This window comes from Ruegeria sp. BHSB196 (assembly GCF_059613135.1).
This window is the reverse complement of the sequence record NZ_JBXWRY010000030.1, coordinates 35,802-49,459: the sequence shown is the minus strand read 5'-3', so window position 1 is coordinate 49,459 and position 13,658 is coordinate 35,802. Positions and strand designations below refer to the sequence as shown.

Sequence of the window (13,658 nt, the reverse complement as noted above, 5' to 3'; positions counted from 1 at the left end):
GTTCTGGAATCCCACGGCGCAAAGCGGCACCATCGCGATCGCATCCATCAGCGGCACTTCGGGCGCAAGAACCAGCGCCGCGCGCAGGCGGTCCGCCTGAATGTTGTGCACCACGGTCCCCGCTTCGCAGCCCAGCGCCGCCAACGCCTGCGCCCGCTCGAACGGGTCGTGCCCACCCTGCACGGGATGACCCTGAAGCAAGGGGGGAAAGACCGGATCGTTCATGCGTGGCCCTTGGCGATCAGGTCGCGTGCGATCCGCCGGAAGGCTTCCGCCTGCGGGCCGTCGGGCTTGCTGACCACGACCGGCGCCCCACCGTCCGAAGCCACCCGGATGTCGAGGTGGAGCGGGATCTCCCCCAAGAGCGGAACGTCCAGCGCCTCGGCCTCGGCAGCCACCCCACCGTGACCGAAGACGTGTTCTTCATGCCCGCAGTTGGAACAGACATGCGTGGACATGTTCTCGATCATGCCATGAATCGGCACCTTGAGCTGACGGAACATGTCGATGCCCTTGCGCGCGTCGATCAGTGCGACATCCTGCGGTGTCGAAACCACGATGGCGCCGTCCACCTGGAACTTCTGGCTCAGCGTCAGTTGCACGTCGCCGGTGCCCGGCGGCAGATCGACGATCAGCACGTCCAGCGCGCCCCATTGCACCTGGTTCATCATCTGCTGCAGCGCGCCCATCAGCATCGGGCCGCGCCAGACGACCGCCTGCCCTTCATTCACCATCAGCCCCATCGACATCATGGTGACGCCGTGATTGCGCAGCGGCAGGATGGTCTTACCGTCCGGGCTGGCGGGCCGGCCGGACACGCCCAGCATCCGCGGTTGCGACGGCCCGTACACATCCGCGTCCAACAGCCCGACCCGACGGCCTTCGGCCGCAAGCGCGCAGGCGATGTTGGCCGAGACCGTGGATTTGCCCACCCCGCCCTTGCCCGAGGCAATGGCGACGATGCGGTCCACGCCCGGCACCGCCTGCGGGCCGGTCTGCGACGGTTTGGGCCTTGGCTTCAGATCCGGCGGCGCCTTGGCGGAATGGGCCGTCATCATGGCCGAAACCTTCTGAACGCCCTCGACCATGCGCGCGGCCTCTTCCGCCGTGGCCCGGACGGGTTCCATCCGCTCGGCCTGTTTCGGATCGATCTCGAGCACGAAGCGTACCGTGCCGTCTTCGACATTGAGCGCGCGCACCAAACCCGCGCTCACGATGTCCTGACCCGAGACCGGATCGGTGATTTTCTTGAGGTTCGCCAGAACCGCATCGCGGATGCTCATGCGTCGTCATCCTTGATTTTGCCTGTCACCACATGCTCGACATCCAGACCGTCGATGGTCAGGACCATCCTGGTCTCAAAGCTCTTGCCCGCCGGGTTGCCGGCCTTGCGCAACCCCTCCTCGATGGCTTGCTGGCTGGTCACGCCGACCTGTTTGAGGAACTTGCGCATCGACATGTTGTAATCGCCGCTCATCGCATGTGTCTCCGTCTCATTCGCTTCATTTGACGCATTTGCCGCTTCGCCGTTAGGCTGGGCCATGCGCTTTGCCCTGTTGTGCCTGAGCCTGATGATCTCCGCCAGTTCCTCTTGGTCGCAGGAGGCGCTGGGACTGGCGAGTCCCGACGAGGTGGCGCGGTCGGGACTCCTGAAACATATTCTTCCCCGCTTTTCCCTCAAGACCGGTATCCGTGTAGAGGCCGATGACACCGGCGTGATGGTGATCGCCACCGACGAGCCGGGCGAGCCGGTCTTTTTGCGCGGCGGCACCGTTTACCGCCTGCGGATACAGGACGATCCGAAGCAGCAGCGGTTCCGCGACTGGCTGTTGTCGGACATCGGCAAGCGGACCGTCGAGTCCTTTCAACCCGCCGATGGCGAACCGTTCAGCGCGCGCTTCGACGTGCCCGAAGTCGCCGCAACCCCGCAATACAGCGGCAACGCCGCCCTCGGTGCAGAGCTGTCGCTCACGCATTGCGGACGCTGTCATGTGATCGGACCTGAAAATCGCATGAACGGGCTGGGATCCACCCCGTCCTTTGCGGTATTGCGCGCGCTGCCGGACTGGTCGGAACGGTTTCAGCAATTCTACGTTCTGAATCCGCATCCGTCCTTCACGCAGATCGATGGTATTACCGAACCCTTCGCACCCGAGCGACCGCCGCCGATCCATCCGGTTTCGATCACCCAGGACGACCTTGAGGCCATTCTGGCGTTTGTCACACAGGTCGCGGCTGCGGATCTGGGTGCGCCCTTGCAATCTCAGTGATCCTTCCGCTTGCCGAAATAGTCCTCGGTGGTGACGACACGCGGTTTTTCCTTGCCCGCGAACGGATTGTCGGCGCTGTGGAACTGCGCCTTGACCCGGCAATCGTCGCACATCTGGATCATCCGGGCCTGTTCGGACGAGGCAAACATCGGATGGCTGCCCGCGAGCTTGTCCATGATCCGCTCGACGGTCGATTTCGCGCCGAACAGCGCACCGCATTCGACGCAGGCAAAGGGCTCTTCTTCGTTCAGCACCCGCTGGGACAATGCCCCGTCGCTCAGATCCAGCTGCGGGACGAGCGTGATGGCGGTTTCCGGGCAGATCGTGCGGCACAATCCGCATTGCAGGCAGGCATCCTCCTGGAAATTGAGCTGCGGTTTGTCGGGATTGTCCATCAGCGCGCCGGACGGGCAGAGCGATACGCAGCTGAGACACAAAGTACAGGCATCGGTATCGACCACGACGGCCCCGTAGGGCGCGGACTCGGGCAAGGGCAGCGGTGCGTCGGCCGCCGGATTCAGCGCCTTGGCCGCAAGCCGCGCGATCTGGCGGCGGTTGCCGAGCGGCAGCACCGGGTCCGCCAGAGGATCGGGTGCGGTTTGCGCATAGAGCAGATCGGCAAGGGCATCCGGATCGGCTTCGTCGATCAGCCCCAGCGCCTCCCGCCCGGCAATGGCCCGTGCCAGTTCCAGTTCGCGCATCAACGCATCGCGTTCGGTCGTGGGCGAAAGCAGTATGTCGACCCGGGCGAAGCCATGCGCCAGCGCCGCAAGCATCTCGGCATGTCCGAAGCCCGAGATCACCTCCAGTTCCAATGGTATCACCTTGGCCGGCAGGCCGCGCCCATAGCGGGCGGCCATCCGTATCATCCCTGCCCCATGCGCATCGTGCACCAGCAGACGGGGGCTTTCCCCACCGGCCTGCCGGTACGTGCGCGCCAGCACCTGCATTCGGGACAGCAACGCGGCGACCGGCGGGTCTTCGTATGTGATCGCGGTCGAAGGGCAAAGCGCGGCACAGGCTCCGCAGCCGGCACAGATCATCGGGTCGATCTGCACGTGATCCCCCGCGGGTTCGATCGCCCCGGTCGGGCAGATGTCGAGGCATTTTGAGCACCCGACCTGGCCGGCGCGGGAATGGGCGCACAGGGTCTCTTCCAACCGGACATATAGGGGCTTTTCGAAGGTACCTACCAGTTGCACCGCTTCCAGGGCCAGACTCGCCACCGCCACGGGATCGCGCGGATCGGCCCGCAGATACCCTTCGCGCTTTTGCGGGGCCTGGATCAAGGGCGTCCTGCCGCTCAGGTCAATCACGATGTCGCATTGCGATCCGGCGCCGTCGCGCGGCGCGGTCCAGCCGAAATCGCCACGTCCGCCGGGTTCGAGCTGTTGCATCGCGTCAAGGCGAAGTTCGAACCCGCCCAGCGCACCGCGCACCTGCCGCAACCTGCCACGCACCACGTCAAAGTCGCGCGTCATCGGTTGAGCGTCGTCCGTTGCCAGCACCGTGACCGCCAGGGTATTCGCCAGCCTTTCGGCAAGTTCGAACGCCACGGCGCCCGGACCGAAGATGAAGCACACGCCTTCGCTGATCACATCGCGGCTCGGCGTGACCGACGCGGGCAGCAGCGCCTCGGCCGCCAGCGCCGCCATCTTGGGACCGGCCTGCGCAGCCTGATCGGACCACCCCGCCCGGTCGCGCAGGTCCACGAATCCGGGCGAATCGACGCCGAGTTCCGTCGCCAGATCCTCGAACCGAACCTGCTCCTGCCCGCAGGCAACGATCACCTCGTCCGCTTGTCGCAGCACTTCGGCGGCGGCGGCAATCTCTCGGGTGCACAGGGCGGTATGAACGCGGGTGCATGTTGCGCCGCATCCGGCCTCGATCATGTCTGCATCCAAAGGCTGAGTCCCGGCACAGTCGCATAGTACAAGTGTTTTCTTCATGTCCTCCCCTCGGACAAGGCACCGGCCGCCCGTCGGCCTCGCTGGGCTGGCACACGGCGTCCCGCGGTTACGGGCCCGGCCCAACAAACAGCAAAACGCGCCAATTATGCACTATAATTCACACCGCCCGCACAACCAGTATGACCCAACCGTGAGGACTGTGGTCAAAAAAATGATGAATCTTGAAAATATCAATACCGCGGACTTGGCAGAACCCCAATTTGTGTACCATAGTTCACATAACGGAAGGAAGGGAGAGCCTTCCGGGGAGGAGTCCGTGGCTCAGGCCGCAATTCACATCGAGATGCCTCTGGGCGTCGTCGTCCGCAAAACCCCTGGCGTTACGCCGTGGGCCAAATGGAGCTGGCGGGCGGTCGCGGTTCTTCCGGGAGCCGGTCCGGCCGACTGGAAGGAGTTGCGCCGAGAAGGCGATGCGGTCGAATACCATGCGGCAACCTTGACGCTGACCCTCTGGGCTTCCGAGACCGAAGCCTACATGGTCAACCTCGCGGACAGCCCTCCATCGATCTACCTGGTGCTGCGCGACGAGGCCGAAGGAAGCCGTCCTCTGGATGCGGTGCTGGTCACGGCGTCTCCGTTCGAAGGTCAGGACTATGCCGACAGCGGCGAAGAGATCGTCGAGAAGATTCCGATGACGGCGGGCCTGATCGCCTGGGTACGGGACTTCACGCTCAAGCATCATCGCGACGAAGCCTTCGTGAAACGCCGCCGCGACAGGAAACGGGTCGATCTGGTCGAGGACGGACGCGGCGATGCGCGCATTCGCCAGGACACCGACGTGTACCGGGCACCACGGAGGGCCGTGCAATGACCCAGCCCCGCGATTTCTGGTCGCGCCGCAAGGCGGCGGTGCAAGCCGAAATCGAGGCGGAGCGCGCCGCGATGGAAGCCGAGGCGATTGCCGCACGACACGCGGAGTTGGAAGAAAAGGCCGACGCCGAAATCCTGGCCGAGTTCGACCTGCCCGACCCCGACAGCCTGAAGCCCGGTGATGACGTTTCCGGCTTCATGGCCAAGGCCGTGCCCGACCGTTTGCGCCGCCGCGCCCTGCGCCGTTTGTGGCGGCTGAACCCCGTGCTGGCGAATGTGGACGGTCTGGTCGATTACGGCGAAGACTTCACCGATGCGGCCTGCGTGATGGAAAACATTCAGACCGCCTATCAGGTGGGCAAGGGAATGCTGGCGCATCTGGAGGCGCTGGCCGCAGCCGAAGACACGGAGGCGGCCGAAACAACGGACGCACCCGAGCCTGCCCCCGAGCAGCCGGAAGAGTCGGCGGTTCAGGTGGCGCAGTCCGAAATTCCGTCGTCGGAAGAGCCCACGATCACCGAAAGGTCCGAGGACTCGGCGACAGAAGAGCCTCCCCCACTGCCTGCACCGCGTCGCATGACGTTCGAGTTTGAAGGATGACGACATGACCGCAAGCAAAGCGCATGTTTTGGACATTTCGGCCGAGGATCGCTTGCGCGCGGACTTCTACAACTTTCTCGGTCTTCTGCTGGCCGGGCCGCCGGATCAGGTGCTGCTTGATCAGATGGCGGGCCTCAGCGGCGACGAGACCGATCTGGGTCAGGCCATCCAGGCCATGGCGCGGGTCGCCAGGGTCACTAAACCCGCCGCGGCCGAGCGCGAATTCAACGCTCTGTTCATCGGCCTAGGGCGGGGTGAGTTGCTGCCCTATGCCAGTTTCTATCTGACCGGTTTTCTGAACGAAAAGCCGCTCGCCCAACTGCGCAACGACATGGCGGCGCGCGGGATCACGCGCGCGCCCAACGTGTTCGAGCCCGAGGACAACATCGCGTCCCTGATGGAAATGATGGCGGGGATGATCGTCGGACGGTTTGGCGCGCCCGCATCGCTGGACGACCAGAAAACCTTCTGGAACAGGCACATCGCCCCTTGGGCCGTGCATTTCTATTCGGATTTGGAAGCCGCCGAGAACTCGGTTCTCTACGCCTCTGTCGGCACCGCCGGCCGAGTCTTCATGGAGATCGAGCGCGAGGCATTCCGGATGACGGCGGACTGATCCGCCATTCGCCGGCGCCTGCATTGGCGCCAGACAGCAAATGGGAAAGGAGGATCCCATGAGCAAGACCAGGGAAGAAGGCGCAACCCGCCGCGACTTCCTGAAACTGGCCGGAACCGCAGCTCCCGCTGCCGTTGCCGCAGCCAGCCTGAGCGGTAAGGCCGAGGCGGCAGAGCTGCCGACCGACGAGACCCGCATTCAGGATACCGCGCATACCCGCGCCTACCTCGACAGCGCCCGGTTCTGATCCGGACGCTGGCACACCCGGTTGACGGTTGCGAAAGGCCCTGACGCCGGTTTCGGAAGTACCAAGCCAGCCATGCGAGACATGGCGCGCAAGGGAGGAGAGAAATGCTTAGGAAAAAGACCAACGGGGTTGCGAGACGCCCCCAGCGGACAAGTATCCTGTCCCAGATCGGCGAAAAGACCGTCGATCGCCGCGCGTTCCTGCGCGGCTCGGGCCTGACGATCGGCGGCCTCGCCGCGATCAGCGCCACGGGTGGAACCGTGACGCCCGCCAGCGCCCAGACAGCGGCCAACCAGGCCGTACAGAACGTGAAATCCGTCTGCACGCATTGTTCGGTCGGGTGCACGGTGATCGCCGAAGTGCAGAACGGTGTCTGGATCGGGCAGGAACCCGGTTGGGACAGCCCGTTCAACCTGGGCGCCCATTGCGCCAAGGGGGCCTCGGTCCGTGAACACGCCCATGGCGAACGCCGCCTCAAGTATCCGATGAAAAAGGAAGGCGGCGAGTGGAAGCGCATCAGCTGGGAAGAAGCGATCAACGAGATCGGCGACGGCATGATGAAGATCCGCGAGGAAAGCGGGCCTGACAGCGTCTATTGGCTGGGATCGGCCAAGCACAACAACGAACAGGCTTATCTGTTCCGCAAGTTCGCCGCCTATTGGGGCACGAACAACGTGGATCACCAGGCCCGGATCTGCCACTCGACCACCGTGGCTGGCGTCGCGAACACATGGGGCTACGGCGCCATGACCAACAGCTACAACGACATCCACAACTCCAAGGCCATCTTCATCATCGGCGGCAACCCGGCCGAGGCGCACCCCGTCTCGCTGCTGCATGTCCTGCGCGCGAAAGAGCAGAACAACGCCCCGCTGATCGTCTGCGATCCGCGCTTCACGCGCACCGCGGCCCATGCCGACGAATATGTCCGCTTCCGCCCCGGCACCGACGTGGGGCTGATCTGGGGTATCCTGTGGCACATCTTCGACAACGGTTGGGAGGACAAGGAGTTCATCCGCACCCGCGTCTGGGGCATGGACCAGATCAAGACCGAAGTTGCCAGGTGGACCCCGGAAGAAACCGAGCGCGTGACCGGCGTGCCGGGGTCGCAGCTGCGGCGCGTTGCCCGCACCATGGCCAACAACCGCCCGGGCACCGTGATCTGGTGCATGGGCGGCACCCAGCACACCAACGGCAACAACAACACGCGGGCCTATTGCGTGTTGCAGCTGGCGCTCGGCAACATGGGCACCAGCGGCGGCGGCACCAACATCTTCCGCGGCCATGACAACGTGCAGGGCGCGACCGATCTGGGCGTGCTGAGCCACACCCTGCCCGGCTACTACGGGTTGAGCGGTGGCGCATGGGCCCACTGGGCGCGCGTCTGGGGCGAGGATCTGGACTGGCTCAAGGGACAGTTCGCCACGATCAAGGACAAGGAGGGCAAGGACAAGCCGCTGATGAACGAACGCGGCATCCCGGTTTCCCGCTGGATCGACGGCGTTCTGGAAGACCCGGCCAACATGGACCAGGACCACAACGTGCGCGCCATGGTTCTGTGGGGCCACGCGCCCAACTCGCAGACCCGCGGACCGGAAATGAAGACGGCGATGGAAAAGCTCGACATGCTGGTCGTGATCGACCCGTATCCGACCGTTTCCGCCGTGCTGCACGACCGGACCGATGGCGTCTATCTGCTGCCGGCCTGTACGCAGTTCGAAACCCGTGGCTCGGTCACGGCCTCGAACCGCTCTCTGCAGTGGCGCGACAAGATCGTCGATCCGCTCTTCGAGTCGCTGCCGGACGAGGTCATCATGGCCAAGTTCGTCAACAAGTTCGGCTGGGCCGACCGGTTCTTCCGCAATATCGAAATGGAAGACCCCGAAACCCCGAACGTCGAGAGCATCACGCGCGAGTTCAACCGGGGCCTCTGGACCATCGGGTATACCGGACAGTCGCCGGAGCGGCTCAAGAGCCACATGGCCAACCAGCACACGTTCGACAGAACCACGCTGCAGGCCGTGGGCGGGCCGAACGATGGCGAGTACTATGGCCTGCCATGGCCCTGCTGGGGCACGCCGGAAATGGGGCATCCCGGCACGCCGAACCTCTATGACATGTCCAAGCCGGTCGCCGAAGGTGGCCTGTGCTTCCGGGCACGGTTCGGGGTCGAGCGGGACGGTCAGAACCTGTTGGCCGAAGGGGTCTCGAACCCCGGTGCCGAAATCCAGGACGGCTATCCCGAATTCACCATGCAGATGCTGATGGATCTGGGATGGGATGGCGACCTGACCGCCGAGGAACGCGCGGTGATCGACGGCATTGCCGCCGAAAAGACCAACTGGAAGACCGACCTTTCGGGCGGCATCCAGCGGGTCGCGATCAAGCATGGCTGTGCGCCCTTCGGGAACGCCAAAGCCCGCGCGGTCGTCTGGACCTTCCCGGATCCGATCCCGCTGCATCGCGAGCCGCTCTACACGAACCGGCGCGATCTGGTGGAGGACTATCCGACCTACGAGGACCGGCACGCCTATCGCCTGCCGACGCTCTATGCTTCGATCCAGAAGAACGACTTTTCAAAGGATTACCCGATAATCCTCACGTCAGGTCGTCTGGTCGAATACGAAGGCGGCGGCGACGAGACGCGGTCGAACCCGTGGCTGGCCGAACTGCAACAGGACATGTTCGTCGAGATCAACCCGCGCGACGCCAACAACCTTGGCATTCGCGACGGGCAGCAGGTCTGGGTCGAAGGTCCGGAAGGCGGCAAGGTCAAGGTGATGGCGATGCTGACCGAAAGGGTCGGTGCCGGCGTGGCCTTCATGCCCTTCCACTTCGGTGGGCACTTCCAGGGCGAAGACCTGCGGCACAAGTACCCGACCGGGGCCGATCCATACGTTCTGGGTGAAAGCTCCAACACCGCCCAGACCTATGGTTACGACTCGGTGACCCAGATGCAGGAGACCAAGGCGACTCTCTGCAAGATCACGGCAGCGTAAGGAGGATTGAACATGGCTAGAGCGAAGTTTCTATGCGACGCCGAACGCTGCATCGAATGCAATGCCTGCGTGACCGCGTGCAAGAACGAGCATGAGGTGCCCTGGGGCATCAACCGCCGGAGGGTGGTGACGATCAATGACGGCAAACCGGGCGAGCGATCGATCTCGGTGGCCTGCATGCATTGTTCGGATGCGCCCTGCATGGCGGTGTGCCCGGTGGATTGCTTCTACCAGACCGAAGACGGTGTGGTGCTGCATTCCAAGGATCTGTGCATCGGCTGCGGCTATTGCTTCTATGCATGTCCGTTCGGTGCGCCGCAATTCCCGCAGGCGGGCAATTTCGGATCGCGCGGCAAGATGGACAAATGCACCTTCTGCGCCGGCGGCCCCGAGGAGACGCATTCGAATGCGGAATTCTCCAAATACGGGCGCAACCGGATCGCCGAGGGCAAGCTGCCCATCTGCGCCGAAATGTGTTCCACCAAGGCCCTGCTGGCCGGCGATGGCGACGTTGTGTCGGCCATCTACCGCGAGCGCGTCGTGGCGCGCGGATTCGGTTCGGGCGCCTGGGGCTGGGGCACGGCCTATGATCAGAAGGGCGGTTAAACCGCCGGCTTGATCACTCGAAGACAGGGCGATCCGTATGTCCGGGTCGCCCAACCCTTCCGCAGGGAACAGAACTGCCATGATCCGCATTGTGACAGCGCTCGTTCTGGCGCTGGGTTTGGCAACGGCCGCCCCCGCGCAGGACACCGCACTCGAAGACAATCCCCGCGCCTCGACGGGCGGGGCGACCACGCTCGAAGACATTCTGGCCCGCCAGCGTGGGGAAAAGGTGGACAACACCTATCGCGCCCAGAACACCGGTCAGGGAAATGTCGAGGCGCTGATGGGCCAGCTTGGCACCCGGGGAACGGCCTCGGACAGCGACCTGTTTCGCGCGCTGCGGTACGGCTCGGCCGATGTCACCGTTTCTTCGCGCAGCCCCGCATCCGACGTGATCATCCAGGACGGCGGCATGTGGTGGTTGGAGATGCGCTCGGGACCGCTGCGCACCTATGGCACCTATCTGTTGGGCGGAATGCTTGTCGTTCTGCTGCTGTTCTACCTGATCCGCGGCCGGATCCGGATTGACGGCGAAAAGACCGGCCGAACAGTCACCCGCTTCACCGGGTTCGAGCGTTTCGGCCACTGGCTTTTCGGCGGATCGTTCCTGATCCTCGGCGCGACCGGCCTCATTACCCTGTACGGCCGCGACTTTCTGATCCCGCTGTTCGGAAAGGACGGTTTCGCCACCATCGCGCTGGCCTGCAAGTGGCTGCACAACAACCTTGCCTGGGCTTTCATGCTGGGGCTGGTCATCATCACGGTGAACTGGATCGTGCACAACATTCCCAATCGGAATGACCTGAAATGGCTGGCCGTCGGCGGCGGGCTGTTCACCAAGGGAAGCCACCCGCCCGCCAAGAAATTCAACGCCGGGCAGAAGATCATCTTCTGGCTCTGCGTCCTGCTGGGTGTTTCGATCAGCCTGTCGGGCCTTTCGTTGCTGTTTCCCTTTGAGATGCCGATGTTCGCCAAGACATTCGTCATCGCCAACGCCACAGGCATTCCGGAGCTTCTGGGCCTGAACCTGCCCGAACAGATGTCGCCGCACGAAGAAATGCAATATGCTCAGCTCTGGCACGTCATCGTGGCCTTCATCTTCCTCGCCATCATTCTGGCGCATATCTATCTGGGCTCGGTGGGCATGGAAGGCGCCTTTGACGCCATGGGCACCGGCGAAGTCGAGGAACAATGGGCGCGCGAACACCATTCCCTGTGGCTGGAGGAGGTCAAGGAGGCCGAAGCCTCCAAAGGCGCGGCCTCGCCCGCTGAATAGATGCGGGCCCTGGCCCTTGTGCTGAGCTTGTTGCCGCTTCCGCTGGCGGCGGAGTTCTTTACGCTCAAGGGCCATGGCGGGCCGATCATGGGAATCGCAACCGCACCCGACGGCCGTATCGCCACCGCCAGTTTCGACAATTCCGTGGGTCTCTGGACCGGCCGGGCGCCGGACTGGCTGGAAGGGCATGAGGCGGCGGTGAACGTGGTCGTGTTCAACGGCACCGCCGTCTATTCGGCGGGCGACGACTTCTCGCTGCGGCGCTGGCCCGGTGGAGAGGTCGTGGGACGCCACAAGGCCAAGATCGTGGGGATCGATGCCTCCAAGACACTTGTCGCCACGGCAAGCTGGGACGGCACCATTGGCCTGTGGCCGGTCGATGGCGGCGAGGCTCGCCTGCTGGGTCCGACCGGCAGCGGCGTGAACGCGGTCGCGTTCTCTCAGGATGGCCAGCAGCTCTATTCCGCCGGGGTGGATGGCGCGTTGCGCCTGTGGGACGTGACACGCGGCGCCGAAATCGCGCAGATCGTCAAGCACGGGTTCGGCATCAACGAAATCGTTCTGAACGAAACCGACGGCTGGCTGGCCTACGGCGCTCTGGACGGCGTCACCCGCATCCTTGACCTTGCCACCGGGGAAGAACGCGACTTTACCCTCGATCGCCGCCCGATCCTGGCCCTGGCCCTCAGCCCGGACCGAAGCCTGCTCGCCGTGGGGGATGGTGAGGGCTACATCATGGTGATCGACACCCGCACCTGGACCATCGCGCGCGATTTCCGCGCCACGCTGCGCGGCCCTGTCTGGGCGCTGGCCTTTTCGCCGGACGGCACCAACATCCACGCCGGCGGGATAGACGACGCCATGTACAGCTGGCCCGTGGCGGCCCTCGGCGAGCATCGGAAGATGGCCGAGGAAGAACGCAGTTTCCTGAGAGACCCGGACGAGATGGAAAACGGCGAGCGGCAATTCGCGCGCAAATGTTCGATCTGCCACGCGCTGACCGAAGATGGTGGCCGACGCGCCGGGCCGACCCTTTACGGCCTGTTCGGTCGCCCCGCCGGCACGGTTCCGGGCTATCTCTACTCGGACACGCTGAAAACCTCGGACATCGTCTGGACCGACGAGACGATAAACGGGCTTTTCGATCTGGGTCCGGACCATTACATTCCGGGTTCCAAGATGCCGATGCAGAGGATCACGGGCGCCGAGGATCGCGCCGACCTGATCGCCTTTCTGCGCCGCGCCACTTCGCCGGAGGAGCAAAGATGAAAGCGTTTCTCGCCGCCGTCGCAACCATGGCCGTGGTCACGGTCGCCGCCCCCGTGGCGCTGGAGCAGTTCGGCTTTTCCGCCGAAAGCGTCACGTCGAGCCCGTCGGTGCGGCTCGACTGAATGCGCGAATACCTGACCACGCGCGAGCTGGCCGATCTGCTGCGCATCGGCGAGCGCAAGGCCTATGACCTCGCGTCTTCGGGCGAGATCCCGCATGTCCGCGCCATGGGCAAGCTGCTGTTCCCGCGTTCCGAGATCATGGCCTGGCTCAGCGCCGCGCGGGCCGGCCCGCGGGTGGCCGAGCCGCCCTTGCCGCCGATTCTGGCCGGCAGCCACGATCCGCTTCTGGACTGGGCACTGCGGGAAAGCGGCTCGGGACTGGCCACCTATTATGACGGGTCGTTCGACGGTCTGGAGAGGCTCAAGGCGCGCAGCGCCCAGGCCGCCGCGCTGCATATCCACGAAGCGGACGGGTTCAACCGCGAAGCGCTGCTCCGGATCATGGGCGAGGCGCCCGTCGTTCTGATCGAGATCGCCCGCCGTCAGCGCGGCCTGCTTCTGGCCCCCGGCGCGGACGGTATCGCAGGAGTCGGCGATCTGCGCGGACGCCGCGTGGTGCTGCGCCAGCAAAGCGCCGCAAGCCAGCGCCTGTTCGAAACGCTGTTGGCGGCGAAAGGGCTCGGGCCGGACGATCTCGACACCCTGCCCGCTTGCGCCCGCACCGAAGAGGAACTGGCGATCACGCTGCACGATGGCAAGGCCGAGGCGGGGTTCGGCCTGGGCGCGCTGGCGGGTCTCTACGGTCTGGGTTTCGTGCCGACCCTCGACGAACGTTTCGATCTCGCGATCTGGCGGCGGGCGTATTTCGATCCGCCGATGCAGCGCCTCATGCATTTCCTGCGGGGCGACCGTTTCGCCGCCCGCGCCGCCGAACTCGGCGGTTACGACCTGAATGGACTGGGCACCGTCCACCACAACGGCCAGTCCGGATAG

15 protein-coding genes are annotated in these 13,658 nt (G+C 64.5%); 11 read left to right on the top strand and 4 right to left on the bottom strand.

What is annotated here, in order from left to right; all coding sequences use genetic code 11:
* The 3 genes from AC2FNJ_RS14685 to AC2FNJ_RS14675 form a co-directional block, all read right to left on the bottom strand.
* Positions 1-225, bottom strand: a 225-nt coding sequence (locus AC2FNJ_RS14685) for a biotin/lipoate--protein ligase family protein (protein WP_496765251.1), incomplete at its 3' end; no start/stop codon positions are given.
* Entirely contained in the window at positions 222-1,283 is a 1,062-nt protein-coding gene (locus AC2FNJ_RS14680) for an Mrp/NBP35 family ATP-binding protein (protein ID WP_496765249.1), read from the bottom strand. The genes AC2FNJ_RS14680 and AC2FNJ_RS14685, both read right to left, overlap by 4 nt.
* Positions 1,280-1,477 (bottom strand): DUF6494 family protein, encoded by a 198-nt coding sequence (locus AC2FNJ_RS14675; RefSeq protein ID WP_496765247.1) that lies wholly within the window; start codon positions 1,475-1,477, stop codon positions 1,280-1,282. Before AC2FNJ_RS14675 ends, AC2FNJ_RS14680 begins: the two co-directional genes overlap by 4 nt.
* 64 nt (positions 1,478-1,541) lie before the next feature.
* Between AC2FNJ_RS14675 and AC2FNJ_RS14670 the strand changes: the two genes are divergently transcribed.
* Positions 1,542-2,270: a c-type cytochrome gene (locus tag AC2FNJ_RS14670; protein ID WP_496765246.1), complete on the top strand. Its 729-nt coding sequence runs from the start codon at positions 1,542-1,544 to the stop codon at positions 2,268-2,270.
* Here AC2FNJ_RS14670 and AC2FNJ_RS14665 read toward each other — a convergent pair.
* Entirely contained in the window at positions 2,264-4,219 is a 1,956-nt protein-coding gene (locus tag AC2FNJ_RS14665) for a 4Fe-4S binding protein (RefSeq protein ID WP_496765245.1), read from the bottom strand. The two genes, AC2FNJ_RS14670 and AC2FNJ_RS14665, sit on opposite strands and share 7 nt — an antisense overlap.
* A 277-nt stretch (positions 4,220-4,496) precedes the next feature.
* Between AC2FNJ_RS14665 and AC2FNJ_RS14660 the strand changes: the two genes are divergently transcribed.
* The 10 genes from AC2FNJ_RS14660 (at position 4,497) to AC2FNJ_RS14615 (ending at position 13,658) form a co-directional block, all read left to right on the top strand.
* Positions 4,497-5,051, top strand: a complete 555-nt coding sequence (locus tag AC2FNJ_RS14660; RefSeq protein WP_496765243.1) for a DUF3305 domain-containing protein — start codon at positions 4,497-4,499, stop codon at positions 5,049-5,051.
* Positions 5,048-5,650, top strand: a complete 603-nt coding sequence (locus AC2FNJ_RS14655; RefSeq protein WP_496765242.1) for a DUF3306 domain-containing protein — start codon at positions 5,048-5,050, stop codon at positions 5,648-5,650. Before AC2FNJ_RS14660 ends, AC2FNJ_RS14655 begins: the two co-directional genes overlap by 4 nt.
* Positions 5,651-5,654: 4 nt before the next feature.
* Positions 5,655-6,266 (top strand): TorD/DmsD family molecular chaperone, encoded by a 612-nt coding sequence (locus AC2FNJ_RS14650; RefSeq protein ID WP_496765240.1) that lies wholly within the window; start codon positions 5,655-5,657, stop codon positions 6,264-6,266.
* 58 nt (positions 6,267-6,324) lie between these two features.
* Entirely contained in the window at positions 6,325-6,513 is a 189-nt protein-coding gene (locus AC2FNJ_RS14645) for a twin-arginine translocation signal domain-containing protein (RefSeq protein WP_496765239.1), read from the top strand.
* Positions 6,514-6,617: 104 nt separating this feature from the next.
* Positions 6,618-9,512 (top strand): formate dehydrogenase subunit alpha, encoded by a 2,895-nt coding sequence (locus AC2FNJ_RS14640; RefSeq protein ID WP_496765237.1) that lies wholly within the window; start codon positions 6,618-6,620, stop codon positions 9,510-9,512.
* 12 nt (positions 9,513-9,524) lie between these two features.
* A complete protein-coding gene (gene fdh3B, locus AC2FNJ_RS14635; RefSeq protein WP_496765235.1) occupies positions 9,525-10,118 on the top strand; it encodes a formate dehydrogenase FDH3 subunit beta in 594 nt (197 codons plus the stop codon).
* Positions 10,119-10,197: 79 nt separating this feature from the next.
* Positions 10,198-11,394, top strand: coding sequence for a formate dehydrogenase subunit gamma (locus tag AC2FNJ_RS14630; RefSeq protein WP_496765234.1), 1,197 nt, complete (start codon positions 10,198-10,200; stop codon positions 11,392-11,394).
* Positions 11,395-12,663, top strand: coding sequence for a c-type cytochrome (locus AC2FNJ_RS14625; RefSeq protein ID WP_496765233.1), 1,269 nt, complete (start codon positions 11,395-11,397; stop codon positions 12,661-12,663).
* The gene (locus AC2FNJ_RS14620) at positions 12,660-12,785 is read left to right on the top strand and encodes a hypothetical protein (protein ID WP_496765231.1); all 126 of its coding nucleotides are present in this window, start codon (positions 12,660-12,662) and stop codon (positions 12,783-12,785) included. The genes AC2FNJ_RS14625 and AC2FNJ_RS14620 overlap by 4 nt, the downstream gene beginning before the upstream one ends.
* Positions 12,786-13,658, top strand: coding sequence for a substrate-binding domain-containing protein (locus tag AC2FNJ_RS14615; protein WP_496765229.1), 873 nt, complete (start codon positions 12,786-12,788; stop codon positions 13,656-13,658). It begins immediately after the preceding gene.

What these genes read in the sequence shown, in the direction of transcription:
- AC2FNJ_RS14615 (WP_496765229.1), top strand. Translation starts at nt 12,786, where the DNA reads ATGCGCGAATACCTGACCACGCGCGAGCTGGCCGATCTGCTGCGCATC.
- AC2FNJ_RS14655 (WP_496765242.1), top strand. Translation starts at nt 5,048, where the DNA reads ATGACCCAGCCCCGCGATTTCTGGTCGCGCCGCAAGGCGGCGGTGCAA.
- AC2FNJ_RS14645 (WP_496765239.1), top strand. Translation starts at nt 6,325, where the DNA reads ATGAGCAAGACCAGGGAAGAAGGCGCAACCCGCCGCGACTTCCTGAAA.
- AC2FNJ_RS14680 (WP_496765249.1), bottom strand. Translation starts at nt 1,283, where the DNA reads ATGAGCATCCGCGATGCGGTTCTGGCGAACCTCAAGAAAATCACCGAT.
- AC2FNJ_RS14670 (WP_496765246.1), top strand. Translation starts at nt 1,542, where the DNA reads ATGCGCTTTGCCCTGTTGTGCCTGAGCCTGATGATCTCCGCCAGTTCC.
- AC2FNJ_RS14620 (WP_496765231.1), top strand. Translation starts at nt 12,660, where the DNA reads ATGAAAGCGTTTCTCGCCGCCGTCGCAACCATGGCCGTGGTCACGGTC.
- fdh3B (WP_496765235.1), top strand. Translation starts at nt 9,525, where the DNA reads ATGGCTAGAGCGAAGTTTCTATGCGACGCCGAACGCTGCATCGAATGC.
- AC2FNJ_RS14640 (WP_496765237.1), top strand. Translation starts at nt 6,618, where the DNA reads ATGCTTAGGAAAAAGACCAACGGGGTTGCGAGACGCCCCCAGCGGACA.
- AC2FNJ_RS14625 (WP_496765233.1), top strand. Translation starts at nt 11,395, where the DNA reads ATGCGGGCCCTGGCCCTTGTGCTGAGCTTGTTGCCGCTTCCGCTGGCG.
- AC2FNJ_RS14650 (WP_496765240.1), top strand. Translation starts at nt 5,655, where the DNA reads ATGACCGCAAGCAAAGCGCATGTTTTGGACATTTCGGCCGAGGATCGC.
- AC2FNJ_RS14675 (WP_496765247.1), bottom strand. Translation starts at nt 1,477, where the DNA reads ATGAGCGGCGATTACAACATGTCGATGCGCAAGTTCCTCAAACAGGTC.
- AC2FNJ_RS14630 (WP_496765234.1), top strand. Translation starts at nt 10,198, where the DNA reads ATGATCCGCATTGTGACAGCGCTCGTTCTGGCGCTGGGTTTGGCAACG.
- AC2FNJ_RS14665 (WP_496765245.1), bottom strand. Translation starts at nt 4,219, where the DNA reads ATGAAGAAAACACTTGTACTATGCGACTGTGCCGGGACTCAGCCTTTG.